Origin of the sequence: Microbacterium sp. Root322 (assembly GCF_001425645.1) — a bacterium.
GTDB classification, from domain to species: domain Bacteria; phylum Actinomycetota; class Actinomycetes; order Actinomycetales; family Microbacteriaceae; genus Microbacterium; species Microbacterium maritypicum.
Map to the genome: position 1 here is coordinate 432993 of NZ_LMCS01000002.1, position 12968 is coordinate 445960.

At 68.0% G+C, this 12968-nt stretch carries 13 protein-coding genes; 9 read left to right on the forward strand and 4 right to left on the reverse strand.

Annotation, left to right across the window (positions count from 1 at the left end; translation table 11 throughout):
* Window positions 1–163 precede the first annotated feature (163 nt).
* A complete protein-coding gene (gene phoU, locus ASC55_RS06850; RefSeq protein WP_055865234.1) occupies window positions 164–874 on the forward strand; it encodes a phosphate signaling complex protein PhoU in 711 nt (236 codons plus the stop codon).
* Window positions 875–945: 71 nt separating this feature from the next.
* Here phoU and ASC55_RS06855 read toward each other — a convergent pair whose 3' ends face one another.
* Window positions 946–1695, reverse strand: coding sequence for a phosphoglyceromutase (locus ASC55_RS06855; protein ID WP_021199094.1), 750 nt, complete (start codon window positions 1693–1695; stop codon window positions 946–948).
* Window positions 1696–1753: 58 nt separating this feature from the next.
* Here ASC55_RS06855 and ASC55_RS06860 point away from each other — a divergent pair, with 58 nt between their 5' ends.
* A complete protein-coding gene (locus ASC55_RS06860) occupies window positions 1754–2581 on the forward strand; it encodes a class I SAM-dependent methyltransferase (protein ID WP_055873905.1) in 828 nt (275 codons plus the stop codon).
* Window positions 2582–2604: 23 nt separating this feature from the next.
* Here ASC55_RS06860 and ygfZ read toward each other — a convergent pair whose 3' ends face one another.
* From ygfZ to ASC55_RS06875, 3 genes are all read right to left on the reverse strand, one after another.
* Window positions 2605–3735 (reverse strand): CAF17-like 4Fe-4S cluster assembly/insertion protein YgfZ, encoded by a 1131-nt coding sequence (gene ygfZ, locus ASC55_RS06865; RefSeq protein ID WP_055873908.1) that lies wholly within the window; start codon window positions 3733–3735, stop codon window positions 2605–2607.
* Window position 3736: 1 nt separating this feature from the next.
* A complete protein-coding gene (locus ASC55_RS06870; RefSeq protein WP_055873911.1) occupies window positions 3737–4339 on the reverse strand; it encodes an FABP family protein in 603 nt (200 codons plus the stop codon).
* A 150-nt stretch (window positions 4340–4489) separates the two neighbouring features.
* Window positions 4490–4780 (reverse strand): hypothetical protein, encoded by a 291-nt coding sequence (locus ASC55_RS06875; protein WP_017828966.1) that lies wholly within the window; start codon window positions 4778–4780, stop codon window positions 4490–4492.
* Window positions 4781–4851: 71 nt separating this feature from the next.
* On the opposite strand from ASC55_RS06875, the gene ASC55_RS06880 reads away from it, so the two are divergent.
* From ASC55_RS06880 to pstB, 7 genes are all read left to right on the forward strand, one after another.
* On the forward strand, window positions 4852–5535 hold the full coding sequence (locus tag ASC55_RS06880) for a winged helix-turn-helix transcriptional regulator (protein ID WP_055865247.1): 684 nt from the start codon (window positions 4852–4854) through the stop codon (window positions 5533–5535).
* Window positions 5536–5586: 51 nt separating this feature from the next.
* Window positions 5587–7752 carry an RNA degradosome polyphosphate kinase gene (locus tag ASC55_RS06885; protein WP_055873914.1) on the forward strand — a complete coding sequence of 722 codons (2166 nt, stop codon included), beginning with the start codon at window positions 5587–5589 and terminating at the stop codon, window positions 7750–7752.
* Window positions 7749–8738: an NUDIX hydrolase gene (locus ASC55_RS06890; protein WP_055873917.1), complete on the forward strand. Its 990-nt coding sequence runs from the start codon at window positions 7749–7751 to the stop codon at window positions 8736–8738. Before ASC55_RS06885 ends, ASC55_RS06890 begins: the two co-directional genes overlap by 4 nt.
* Before the next feature lie 150 nt (window positions 8739–8888).
* The gene (gene pstS / locus ASC55_RS06895; RefSeq protein ID WP_017828970.1) at window positions 8889–9995 is read left to right on the forward strand and encodes a phosphate ABC transporter substrate-binding protein PstS; all 1107 of its coding nucleotides are present in this window, start codon (window positions 8889–8891) and stop codon (window positions 9993–9995) included.
* Between the two features lie 92 nt (window positions 9996–10087).
* On the forward strand, window positions 10088–11038 hold the full coding sequence (pstC, locus tag ASC55_RS06900) for a phosphate ABC transporter permease subunit PstC (RefSeq protein WP_055865259.1): 951 nt from the start codon (window positions 10088–10090) through the stop codon (window positions 11036–11038).
* 1 nt (window position 11039) lies between these two features.
* Entirely contained in the window at window positions 11040–12143 is a 1104-nt protein-coding gene (gene pstA, locus ASC55_RS06905; protein WP_055873922.1) for a phosphate ABC transporter permease PstA, read from the forward strand.
* A gap of 28 nt (window positions 12144–12171) precedes the next feature.
* On the forward strand, window positions 12172–12951 hold the full coding sequence (gene pstB / locus ASC55_RS06910; RefSeq protein ID WP_017828973.1) for a phosphate ABC transporter ATP-binding protein PstB: 780 nt from the start codon (window positions 12172–12174) through the stop codon (window positions 12949–12951).
* Window positions 12952–12968: the final 17 nt, after the last annotated feature.

Here is a 12968-nt window from a genome sequence, read left to right on the forward strand (position 1 = left end):
CGGGAACAGGAGAAGTACTATTCACGTGCTGGGCACCGTTCGTTAACCTTCGAAGCAGACAATCGCTTCGGGCTTGTGCGGGAGCACAGACCTGCTCTCGTGCGGACGACCCGCCGTCTCGCGCTGACACAGCCGAGATCCGAATGAAAGGTTGCGCCCCAACATGCGCGAAGTCTTCCACCAGTCCCTCGAGGACCTTCAGAACCGCCTCGTCGAGATCGCCGACCTCGTCACGGTCTCGATCGACAAGGCCACCAGGGCATTCGCCACGAGCGATGTGGCACTGGCCGAGGAGGTCATCGCCGATGACGCCAAGATCGACGAGCTGGCCGTCGCCCTCGATGAGCAGGCGATCGAGATCCTCGCCCGCCAGCAGCCGGTCGCGCGCGATCTGCGCATCGTCGTGACCGCTCTGCGTGTGAGCGCCTCGCTCGAGCGCATGGGCGACATGTCGGAGCACATCGCCCAGCTCGCCCGCCTCCGCTTCCCCGAGCGCGCCATCCCGAAGGGCCTCAAGGGCACCTTCGTGAAGATGGGCGAGCTCGACGTCGAGGTGGCCCGCACGCTCTCCGAGCTGCTGCGCACCCAGGATCTGCGCTTCGCCGACGCCATCCGCAACGCGGACGACGATGTCGACGAACTGCACGCCACCGTCTTCGAGAAGGTGCTCAGCGACAACTGGAAGGGTGAGGCGACGGCGACCGTCGACGCCACGCTCGCCAGCCGGTACCACGAGCGCTTCGCCGACCACGCGGTCGCCGTCGCGAAGAAGGTCGTCTATCTCGCCACCGGTGACTGGGCGGTCGATGAGGATGACATCCCCCTCGCCGTCGAGCAGCAGGAGCTCGGCCAGCAGGAGTTCGGCCACGCCTGATCGCACCCACGGCAACGCAGAAGCCCCCGATGCCTTCGCATCGGGGGCTTCTGCGTGAGGAGCGGAGGCTCCTACTTCTTGCCCTGGGCCGCGACCGCGGCGGCACCGGCGGCCGCAGCCTCCGGGTCGAGGTAGCGTCCTGGGCCGGTGGGAACGTTGTTCTCGTCCAGCTCGTAGACCAGCGGGATGCCGGTGGGGATGTTCAGCTCGGCGATGTCGTCGTCGCTGATGCCCTCGAGGTGCTTCACCAGGCCACGCAGCGAGTTGCCGTGCGCCGTGACGAGCACGGTCTTCCCGGCCTCGAGGTCGGGGACGATCGCGCTCTCCCAGTACGGCAGCAGACGGTCGATGACGAGCTTGAGCGACTCGGTGCGCGGCACCTCGCCGTCGATGCCCGCGTAGCGGACATCGTTCACCTGGCTGAACTCGCTCTCGTCGTCGAGCACGGGCGGCGGCACGTCGAACGAGCGGCGCCACAGCTGGAACTGCTCGGGGCCGAACTCCTCGAGGGTCTGCGCCTTGTCCTTGCCCTGGAGCGCACCGTAGTGACGCTCGTTGAGCCGCCACGAGCGGGTCACCGGGATCCACAGACGGTCGGCGGCGTCGAGGGCGATGTTCGCCGTCTGGATCGCACGGCTGAGCAACGAGGTGTGCAGCACGTCGGGGAGGATGCCGGACTCTGCCAGCAGCTCGCCGCCGCGGCGCGCCTCCTTCTCGCCCTGCGCGTTGAGGCGGACGTCCACCCAACCGGTGAACAGGTTCAGTTCGTTCCACTCGCTCCGGCCGTGGCGGAGCAGGATGAGGGTGCGCGTCGCAGTCATGCGGCCAGTTTATCCGCCCGGAGCCGAAGCCCTAGTCGGATGCTGGGAGGATGGAGACATGGCGTCATCTCCCCTCGGTCGGCCGACCCGCGGCACCACGGGGACCAACCGGCTGCGACGCAACGATCGCTGGATCGCCGCGAGCGACGCCCTGCGCCGAGCATCCGATCCGCTGGTCGTCGATCTCGGCTACGGAGCCAGCGGCGTGACCGCGTTCGAGCTCGCGACGCGCCTCGTCCGGGTGCGCGACGACGTCGAGGTGCGCGGTCTGGAGATCGATCCGGCGCGCGTCGCGACGGCCGACGCCCAGCTCGCCGAGGTGCGCGCGGGGCGGACACCCTTCGCCCCGGACCTCCCGGTCTCGTTCGGGCGCGGCGGTTTCGAAGTTCCGCTTCCCGGCGGACGCCGGGCCGCGGTCATCCGTGCCATGAACGTTCTGCGGCAGTACGACGAGCAGGACGTTCCCGATGCGTGGTCCCGCATGGCCTCACGCCTGGCGCCGGACGGGCTGCTCTTCGAGGGCACCTGTGATGAGATCGGCCGCGTCTCGAGCTGGGTCGACGTCGATGCGCACGGCTCACCGCTGCGCTTCACGATCTCCCTCCGGCTCGCCGACCTCGAGCGCCCGAGCATCGTCGCCGAGCGATTGCCGAAGGCGCTGATCCACCGCAACGTCGCCGGAGAACGCATCCACGGGCTGCTCGTCGATCTCGACCGCGAGTGGGACCGCGCGGCGCCCCTGTCGACCTTCGGAGCCACGCAGCGCTTCCTCGCCGCCGTATCCGCTCTTCGCGCGCAGGGCTGGCCGGTCCTCGGCGGACGCACGCGTTGGCGTCTGGGGGAACTCACGCTGCCGTGGGCCGCAGTCGCTCCGCTGACGGACTGAGTCGTCCTGCCGCCGAGGGCGGGTCAGAGCTCGACGCCGGAACCGCGAGGGTCGGGAGCCGTGGGCCGTCGCGACAGCCGGGTGAGGCGCGGGATATCCGCCGTCGCACCTGCATCCGCCGGGACGATCACCTGCTGAGAGGCGGCGATGTCGATGCCATCGGCGCGAACCACGAGGTCGCCGATCGGTGCGCGCCGAGAGAGGATCGCGAGCGCGATCGGACCGTCTTCGTGATGACGCGCCACCGAGGTCAGGTGTCCGACCTCGTCGTCGCCGGCGAACACCGGCGCACCCGGCGCGGGAAGCACCGCATCGCTGCCATCGAGGTGGAGGGCGGCCAGACGGCGGGGCGGGTGACCGAGGTTGTGCACCTTCGCGACGGTCTCCTGCCCGCGGTAGCAACCCTTGTTCAGGTGCACCGCGCTGCGGATCCAGTCGGACTCGTGCGGCAGAGAGCGCTCGTCGACCTCTGTCTTCCACCGCGGGCGCCAGGCGGCCACGCGCAGCGCCTCCGCGGCGAGGAGGCCCGCGAGCGACTCCCGATCGATGGATGCGGCGAGGGCGTCAGCAGCCTCCTCCTCGAGGATCGCGACGCGCCAGGCGAAGTCGGCGGCGGGGTGCTCGGCGACCTCGGAGTACTGGTGTCCTCCGACGCTGATCCGCTGCCACGGGTCGGCCCAGACGAGGGCGGTGCCGTTCGGAGCTGACGCGGCAGCGGTCACCGTCGATGCGACGGAGCCGCCCTCGACGTAACCGACCAGCACGAGGTCGGGTCGGATGTCGACCGTGGCCTGGGTGCGGAACTTCATGCGCGTCAGCCAGGCGGCGAGCGCATCGGCGTCGTCGGCGTCGACGATGAGCCACGTGGATGCGCCGTCGTCGAGCACACCGGCCGCGTGCTCGACGCGGCCCTGTGGATCGAGCACGAGGAGCTCTGTACTGTCGCCGGGGGTGAGACGCCCCACGGCCTGCGACGTGATCGAGTCGAGCCAGGTCAACCGCTCGGGGCCCGCCACCTCGATCACGGTGCGGTCGCCGAGCGGTGCGAAGGCCGCACCACCGGCAAGACGCCGCTGCTCGCGGAAGGCGTCTCCGAAGTGCACGATGAGGTCGCCGTCGGACACGACGCCGTCGATCTGGCTGAAGCCGGACACGTCAGACCTTGGCCAGGCGCGCCGACGCGTGCGAGCGCAGCGGGGTGCCGAGCGCGGCGATGTCCCACGCCCACAGCAGATGTCCGTCGACGAGGCCGTACATGCGCGACGATGCGGTGTGCACCTTCGCACCGGCGCTGCGCACGACGGCGTCGGAGCCGATGTCGATGCGCGGACCGTTGATCTCGCCGAGGTAGAGCTCGAGAGCGCCGTCGGCGTGCGCGAGCGAGACCTCGATCGGGAACCCACCGCTGGGTGCGCGCAGCTCTTCCACGTCGTCGACCGTGCGCGTGTGCACGGGCGCGGTGGGGGGAAGCAGCGCGGGGCCGGGATCTGCGGCCGTCGCCGGGCGCGCGAGACGCCAGAAGCCCGTCTCGGCGAGGAGCGCCGCGGCGGGAGCCCCGTCCTCCGTGAGGAACGTGGCCGTGCTGGAGTAGTTCAGGAACGGTCCGCCGTCGTGGCTGAAGCTGATCCGGTGGGTGAACTCGCCCTGCAGACGCTCATCCCCGACCGGATAGTCGATGACGCCGGTGCCCTCCCAGACGCCGATAAGCCATGCGAAGGGAACGATATCGGCCGGAAGGTCGACGGGCAGTTCGAGCATTATCGCGTCAGCGCTGGCCGCGGAAGAGGTTGCGCAGCACCACTGCCGAGACGAAGACGATAGCGAGGCTCGCAAGGCCCAGCAGGCCGATGAAGAAGATTTCGAGCGCCATGAGGTCCATGTCATCCACCTTACCGCGCCGCGCCGGTGTCAGGAGGGGATCAGTGCCGCGAGGCCGAAACCGACGGAGATGATGCCCATCAGCAGCAGAGCGCCGATGACGCTTCCGGAAACGCGGAAGATGAAGCCCTGGGTGCGCCCGTACCAGAGCTGCACCGCGAAGGACAGCAGTACGACGCCTCCGAACCCGACGAGCAGCCAGGGCACACGCCATTCCTCCGGCACGAAGATGCCGATGGCGACGGTGGCGAGGAAGGCCGTGGCCCAGACGACGAGCACACCGACGAACGCATTGCGTGGTGCGAGTGCGGGATCCGTCATGTCTCCATTGTTGCGCATCGCTCCCGGTATCATGGCGGCACGACGTCGATCCGCGTCTGTGAGGAGTGCGCGTGGCCCAGGTGCTGGTTCTGACCAACGCTCCGCTCTCCGAGCAAGTGCTCCCCGCGCTCGAGCTGCTGAGCCACCGCACGCGCCAGATCCCCGCGGAGACGTCGCAGCTGGTCAGCGCCCCCGACTACGACGTCGTGATCGTCGACGGCCGCCACGATCTCGTCGCCGCGAAGTCGCTGTGCCGCCTGCTGCGGACAGCAGGGCAGGATGCGCCACTGCTGCTCGTCGTCACGGAAGGCGGGATGAGCGCGCTCTCGGGAGACTGGGGAATCGACGACGTCCTGCTCGCCACAGCCGGTCCTGCCGAGATCGATGCCCGACTGCGTCTCGCGCTGGCTCGACGCGATGAGGTCGCCGAGCCCGCACGCGTGCAGGCATCCGGCGTCACGATCGACGAGCAGTCCTACTCGGCGAAGTTGCGCGGCAGGCCTCTGGATCTCACCTACAAGGAGTTCCAACTGCTGCACTTCCTGGCGACCCACCCCGCTCGTGTGTTCACCCGCGAACAGCTGCTGAGCGAGGTCTGGGGCTATGACTACTTCGGAGGCACCCGCACCGTCGACGTGCATGTGCGACGGCTCAGGGCGAAGCTCGGCGACCAGGAGCAGATCATCGGCACGGTGCGAAACGTCGGCTACCGCTTCAACGTCAACGAGGACGAGAGCCTCGCGAGCGTGGTCTGACGATCGACTCCGTTCACACGCGCGTCACCTCTCGGTGCTTAGATGTACCCCATGATCGATCCCGCACTCGCCGACGCCGGGCTGGGTGACGCCGAAGACGACGACTTCGACGCCATCGAGTCCTACGACTCCCAGCTCCCGGACCACCGCTACCTGGATCGCGAGCTCAGCTGGCTCGCCTTCAACCAGCGCGTGCTCGAGCTGGCAGAGGATCCGTCGCTCCCCGAACTCGAACGCGCCAACTTCCTGGCGATCTTCGCGAGCAATCTCGACGAGTTCTTCATGGTGCGCGTCGCCGGACTCAAGCGCCGCATCATGACCGGTCTGGCCGTGCCCACCAACATCGGCCGCTCCCCCGTCGACGCGCTCGCCGACATCTCTCGGGAGGCGCACGCTCTGCAGCTGCGTCATGCCGACGCCTGGACATCGCTGGTGCGACCCGCCCTCGCCGAATCCGGAGTGGAGATCACCGAGTGGTCAGAGCTCACCGACGGTGAGCGCGCGGCGCTGTCGGAGTACTTCGGTGCCCAGGTCTTCCCGGTGCTGATGCCGCTCGCGGTCGATCCCGCCCATCCGTTCCCCTACATCTCCGGCCTGTCGCTGAACCTCGCGATCCGCATCCGCAACGCCCGCACGGGGCGCCAGGAGTTCGCGCGCCTCAAGGTGCCGCCCATGCTTCCGCGCTTCGTCGAGGTGCCAGGAGGCGGCGAGATCAAGCGCTTCCTGCGTCTGGAAGAGCTCATCGCCAACCATCTGGGCGATCTGTTCCCCGGCATGGAGGTGCTCGACCACCACGCGTTCCGCCTCACCCGCAACGAGGATGTGGAGATCGAGGAGGACGAGAGCGAGAACCTCATCCAGGCGCTCGAGGCCGAGCTCCTGCGCAGGCGGTTCGGCCCGCCCATCCGTCTCGAGATCACCGACGACATGGATGACGTCACGATGGACCTGCTGGTCCGCGAGCTCGACATCACCGACCTCGAGGTCTACCGCCTCCCCGGGCCGCTCGACCTGCGCGGTCTGTTCGACCTCTCGCGCATCGACCGCCCCGACCTGCGCTACCCGCCGCATCTGCCCACCACGGCGGTGGCGTTCCAGCCCGCGGGATCGAGCGCCCGCGCTGACATCTTCAAGGCGATCCGCAAGTCGGACGTGCTGGTGCACCACCCGTACGAGTCGTTCACCACGAGCGTGCAGGCGTTCCTCGAGCAGGCCGCCCGCGATCCGCACGTGCTCGCCATCAAGCAGACGCTCTACCGCACCTCCGGCGACAGCCCCGTCGTGCAGGCCCTCATCGACGCGGCAGAAGCGGGCAAGCAGGTGCTGGCCCTCGTCGAGGTGAAGGCGCGCTTCGACGAGGCGAACAACATCGTCTGGGCGCGCAAGCTCGAGAAGGCCGGCGTGCACGTGGTCTATGGGCTCGTCGGGCTCAAGACGCACTGCAAGCTCGCGCTCGTGATCCGCGAGGAAGATGGGATGCTGCGTCACTACTCCCACGTGGGCACCGGCAACTACAACCCGAAGACCAGCCGCATCTACGAGGACTTCGGACTGTTCACCGCGGATGCGCAGGTCGGCAAAGACCTGACGCGACTCTTCAACGAGCTCAGCGGCTACGCGATCGAGAAGAAGTTCAAGCGCCTCCTGGTGGCGCCGCTGCATCTGCGCAAGGGGCTGATCCGCCAGATCGACGCCGAGCGGAAGAACGCCGAGGCCGGGATTCCCGCGCACATCCGCATCAAGGTGAACTCGATGGTCGATGAGGAGATCATCGATGCGCTCTACCGCGCGAGCGCAGCGGGTGTGAAGGTCGATGTCTGGGTGCGCGGCATCTGCAGCCTCCGCACCGACCTCGACGGCATCAGCGACAACATCACGGTGCGCAGCATCCTGGGGCGTTACCTGGAGCACTCGCGCATCTTCGCGTTCGAGAACGCCGGCGACCCGCAGGTGTACATCGGCAGCGCCGACATGATGCACCGCAACCTCGACCGCCGCGTCGAGGCTCTGGTGCGCGTGACCGACCCCGCGCACCTCAAGGAGCTCGGGACGTTCTTCGACCTGGCGATGGACGCCGGAACGACGTCGTGGCACCTCGGCGCCGGCGGCGTCTGGGAACGCCACGCCGTCGATGCGGAGGGCAAGCCCCTCATCGACCTGCAGGATAAGACCATGGGGTTGATCCAGCGGCGCCGTCGCGCACGGGCGGTTCGATGACTGCGCGACAGCTGCAGCTCCCGGCCGACACGGCGACGAGCTCGAAGTGGACGGACAAGGCCGTGTACGCGGCGGGGGCCGTCGTGTGGCGCCTGGTCGACGGCAAACTTCGCATCCTGCTGATCCACCGCACCAAATACCGCGACATCACCCTCCCCAAGGGCAAGGTCGATCCCGGTGAGATGCTCGCCGAGACGGCCGTGCGCGAGGTGCACGAGGAGACCGGCATCCGCGTCTCTCTCGGGGTGTCGGTCGGCGTGAGCCGGTACCACCTCGCCTCGCAAAAGCAGAAGGTCGTGCACTACTGGGCTGCGGAGGCGACGGATGCGGCGATCCGGGAATCGACGTTCGTTCCCAACCGCGAGATCGCCGCGCTGGAGTGGGTCAGTGTGAAGAAGGCGCGTGCACGCCTGAGCTACCCCGTCGACCTGGAGATTCTCGACTTCTTCTCCAACCTCGTCGACGACGGCGTGCTGCGCACCTTCCCGGTGATCGCGCTGCGTCATGCAAAGGCCACACCTCGTTCGGAGTGGGACGGTTCGGATGCCTCGCGACCGCTCACCGAGCGCGGGCGCACGCAGGCGAAGTCCATCGTCGGACCGTTGCGCGCGTTCGGCGTGCGTCGGATCGTGACCAGTGACGCGGTGCGCTGCGTCGAGACGATCACCCCGCTCTCCCGCGCGCTCGATCGCAAGCCGGTGAAGACCGAGAAGATCAGCCAGGACGCCTGGGAGGACGGCGGGTCCGACCTGCGTGCGGTCGTCGGCCGCCGCATCCGCGCCGGCAAGCCGGCCGTGCTGTGCAGCCATGGCCCGGTGCTCCCCGGCCTGCTCTCGGAGATCGCGCTGGCCACCGGCACCATCCAGGGGTCCTACCTCAGCAGCGCAGCAGACCTCGAGCCTGCCGCGTTCTCGGTCGTGCACCTCTCGGCCACGAATCCCGGATCCGGGATCATCGCCATCGAGACGCACATCCCCAAAGTCTGACGTCCCCTGATTTCTCGCGGGAGCACCCCAGAGAGTCGCCCGTCGTTCACCTGCCGTTCACCTGCTCGGGAGAGTCTCGTTAACCGTCGCCCATAGCGTCACTGTGTGCCCTGCACCGGGCCCCACCCATTCCAGATCGAAGGATCCACAGTGAAGATCTCCCGAATCGCACGAATCGGCGCCATCGGCGCCGTCGCCGCTCTCGCCCTCGCCGGCTGCGCCGCGAACGAAGGCGGCACCGGCTCCACCGACGAGCCCACCTCCAACACTTCCGCCGTCAGCGGCTCCCTGGTCGGCGCGGGCGCTTCCTCGCAGCAGGTCGCCATCCAGGCGTGGACCGCCGAGTTCCAGAAGACCAACCCCGACGCCCAGGTCGAGTACGACCCGCAGGGCTCGGGCGGTGGCCGCGAGTCCTTCCAGCAGGGTGCGGTCAACTTCGCCGGTTCCGACCGTGCGTTCAAGACGGACGAGATCTCGGCCGGCGGCTTCGGCGCGTGCGTCGACGGCTCCGACATCATCGAGATCCCGGCCTACATCTCCCCGATCGCGATCGTGTTCTCGCTCGACGGCGTGGACGAGCTGAACCTCGCCCCCGAGACGATCGCGTCGATCTTCGCCGGCAAGATCACCAACTGGAACGACCCGGCGATCGCCGAGGACAACCCCGACGCCAAGCTGCCCGACCTCGCCATCACGCCGGTGCACCGCTCCGACAAGTCGGGCACGACGGGTAACTTCACCGACTACCTCGCACAGACCGCGGGCGATGTGTGGACCGCAGGCAGCGTCGAGGAGTGGCCGGCCGACCTCGCCGGCGAGTCCGCCGAGAAGACCTCGGGCGTCGCCAACGCCGTCAAGGGCGGACAGGGCCTCATCGGCTACATCGACTCCTCGCAGGCCGCCGACTTCTCGGCCGTCAACGTGAAGGTCGGCGACAAGTTCGTGCCGCACTCGGCCGAAGGCGCCGCCGCGACGCTCGACGCATCGAAGATCGAGGAAGGCCGCACCGACGGCGACCTCGCCTTCGCGATCGACCGCACCACCACCGCTGACGGCGCCTACCCCGTGCTCCTCGTCAGCTACCTCATCGGCTGCGCCGAGTACGAGGACGAGAACGTCGCCGCACTGACCAAGGCGTTCTTCACCACCGCGATCAGCGCCGAGGGCCAGGACGCCGCCGCGACCAACGCGGGCAGCGCCCCGATCTCGGACGACCTGCGCACGCAGGCCCAGGCTGCGATCGACCTCATCAAGTGAGTGAATGACGGTCTCCGGGATGCCTCACGGCATCCCGGAGACCGTCTGCTCGCGTCAGACACCCGATCTCCACTGAGCAGGAAGCAGCTCCCATGACAGCCACGACCTCGCCGGCGTCGACGCGCATCGTCGCGAAGAAGCGCGCCGGTGACCTCTGGTTCTCCGGAACGGCGGTCGCCGCCGGGTCCATGATCATGATCACGCTGGCCGCGGTCGCGATCTTCCTCATCGTTCAGTCGATCCCGGCCTTCACCGCGACCGCTGAGGACGCCTCACTCCTCAAGACGAATTTCTGGGACTACGTCGGTCCGCTCCTGTTCGGCACCGTCTGGGCGGCCTTCCTGGCCCTCCTGCTGGCCGTGCCGCTCTCCCTCGGCGTCGCCCTCTTCATCACGCACTACGCCCCGCGACGACTCGCTCAGGGCCTGGGCTACGTGGTCGACCTGCTCGCCGCCGTCCCCTCGGTCGTCTTCGGCCTCTGGGGCATCCTCGTCCTGGCCCCGGCCGTGCAGCCCATCTACGTCTGGCTGAACACGAACGCCTCCTGGATCCCGCTCTTCAGCGGCGTCGTCTCCCCCACCGGCCGCACGATCCTCACCGCAGCCATGGTGCTGGCGGTCATGGTCGTCCCGATCATCACGGCCATCTGCCGCGAGATCTTCCTGCAGACGCCACGACTGCATGAGGAAGCCGCTCTCGCCCTCGGCGCCACCCGGTGGGAGATGGTGCGCATGGCCGTGCTGCCCTTCGGCCGCTCCGGCATCGTCTCCGCCTCCATGCTCGGCCTCGGCCGTGCGCTCGGTGAGACCATGGCCGTCGCGATGGTGCTCTCGGTGAGCAAGGCCGTCACGTTCGAACTGCTCACCTCCACGAACCCCTCCACGATCGCAGCCAACATCGCGCTGACGTTCCCCGAGGCGTACCAGGTCAACATCAACATCCTCATCGCGACCGGTCTGATCCTGTTCGTCGTGACGTTCGCGGTGAACGCTCTCGCACGCTGGTTCGTGAACCGCCGCAAGGAATTCTCGGGAGCGAACTGACATGACCGTTACCGCCCCTGAATCGGCTCGCACGGCGAGCGCGGCTCCTTCCCAACTCTCGCTCAGCTCGGGCCACCTCCCCCGCTGGTCGCCCTGGGCCCTCCTCGCCCTCTCGCTCCTCATCGGCTTCACGCCCTTCGCGCTCGAAGCAGTCGCCAGCGGATCCGACCTCAACGTCGCCGGCTCCGTCGTGCTCGGGGCGGTCATCTACCTGGTGCTCATCTACGTGATGTCGCGCATCATCGAAGGCTCGCGGAAGGCGCTGGACCGCCTCATCACCGGCGTCGTCACCTCGGCGTTCGCGATCGCGATGGTGCCGCTGGTGTCGGTCGCGATCACCGTGGTCGCCAACGGAGTCGCCCGCTTCGACGGGCTCTTCTTCTCGTCATCGATGCGCGGAGTGCTCGGCGAGGGCGGCGGCGCCCTGCACGCCGTCATCGGCACGCTCCTGGTCACTCTCGCCGCGGCGGTCATCTCGATCCCGATCGGTCTGATGACGGCCGTCTACCTGGTCGAGTACGGCAAGGGCGGGCGCATGGCGCGCACCATCACGTTCCTCGTCGACGTCATGACCGGCATCCCCTCGATCGTCGCGGGTCTGTTCGCCTACGCGGTCTTCGCCCTGATCTTCGGTCCCGGTGTGCGCATGGGCATCGCGGGCTCGGTCGCCCTGGCCGTGCTCATGATCCCGGTCGTCGTGCGCTCCACCGAGGAGATGCTGCGGCTGGTGCCGAACGAGCTGCGCGAGGCGTCGTACGCTCTCGGCGTGCCGAAGTGGCTCACCATCGTCAAGGTGGTCCTTCCGACCTCGATCGCCGGCATCACGACGGGTGTGATGCTCGCCATCTCCCGCGTGATCGGCGAGACCGCGCCGCTGCTGCTCACGGCCGGATTCACCGATGCCATGAACTACAACCTGTTCAGCGGACGCATGCAGACGCTCCCGGTGTTCACGTACTCGCAGTACGCGTACCAGGGCATCCCCGCTGAGGCATACGTGGAACGGGCCTGGGCCGCCGCCCTGACGCTCATCATCATCGTCATGCTGCTCAACCTGATCGCGCGGCTCGTCGCGAAGATCTTCGCACCCAAGACCGGCCGCTGAGCCTCGACCCGACAAGCAAGGAACTGCAGTGTCCAAGAGCATTGAAGTCAACGACCTGAACGTCTACTACGGCGACTTCCTCGCCGTGGAGGGCGTGTCCCTCGACATCCAGCCGCGCAGCGTCACCGCGTTCATCGGCCCCTCCGGCTGCGGCAAGTCCACGTTCCTGCGCACCCTCAACCGCATGCACGAGGTCATCCCCGGCGCCCGCGTCGAGGGCGAGGTGCTGCTCGACGGCAAGGACCTCTACGGCCCCGGCATCGATCCGGTGCTCGTCCGCCGCCAGGTGGGCATGGTCTTCCAGCGTCCGAACCCGTTCCCCACGATGTCGATCAAGGAGAACGTCCTCGCCGGTGTGAAGCTCAACAACAGCCGCATGTCGAAGAGCGACCAGGACGCCCTCGTCGAGAAGTCGCTCACGGGCGCGAACCTGTGGAACGAGGTCAAGGACCGCCTCGACAAGCCCGGATCCGGCCTCTCGGGCGGTCAGCAGCAGCGTCTGTGCATCGCCCGTGCGATCGCCGTGTCGCCCCAGGTGCTGCTGATGGACGAGCCGTGCTCGGCTCTCGACCCCATCTCGACCTATGCGATCGAGGAGCTGATCGGGGAGCTCAAGAACGAGTTCACGATCGTGATCGTGACGCACAACATGCAGCAGGCGAGCCGCGTGTCCGACAAGACCGCGTTCTTCAACATCGCCGGCACCGGCAAGCCCGGGAAGCTGATCGAGTACGACGACACCACGTCGATCTTCACCACTCCCTCCGTGCAGGCCACAGAGGACTACGTCTCCGGCCGCTTCGGGTGAGCTGAGCAAACACGTGA

What these genes read in the sequence shown, in the direction of transcription:
- pstC (WP_055865259.1), top strand. Translation starts at nt 10,088, where the DNA reads ATGACAGCCACGACCTCGCCGGCGTCGACGCGCATCGTCGCGAAGAAG.
- pstA (WP_055873922.1), top strand. Translation starts at nt 11,040, where the DNA reads ATGACCGTTACCGCCCCTGAATCGGCTCGCACGGCGAGCGCGGCTCCT.
- phoU (WP_055865234.1), top strand. Translation starts at nt 164, where the DNA reads ATGCGCGAAGTCTTCCACCAGTCCCTCGAGGACCTTCAGAACCGCCTC.
- ASC55_RS06860 (WP_055873905.1), top strand. Translation starts at nt 1,754, where the DNA reads ATGGCGTCATCTCCCCTCGGTCGGCCGACCCGCGGCACCACGGGGACC.
- ASC55_RS06885 (WP_055873914.1), top strand. Translation starts at nt 5,587, where the DNA reads ATGATCGATCCCGCACTCGCCGACGCCGGGCTGGGTGACGCCGAAGAC.
- ASC55_RS06855 (WP_021199094.1), bottom strand. Translation starts at nt 1,695, where the DNA reads ATGACTGCGACGCGCACCCTCATCCTGCTCCGCCACGGCCGGAGCGAG.
- ASC55_RS06870 (WP_055873911.1), bottom strand. Translation starts at nt 4,339, where the DNA reads ATGCTCGAACTGCCCGTCGACCTTCCGGCCGATATCGTTCCCTTCGCA.
- ASC55_RS06890 (WP_055873917.1), top strand. Translation starts at nt 7,749, where the DNA reads ATGACTGCGCGACAGCTGCAGCTCCCGGCCGACACGGCGACGAGCTCG.
- ASC55_RS06875 (WP_017828966.1), bottom strand. Translation starts at nt 4,780, where the DNA reads ATGACGGATCCCGCACTCGCACCACGCAATGCGTTCGTCGGTGTGCTC.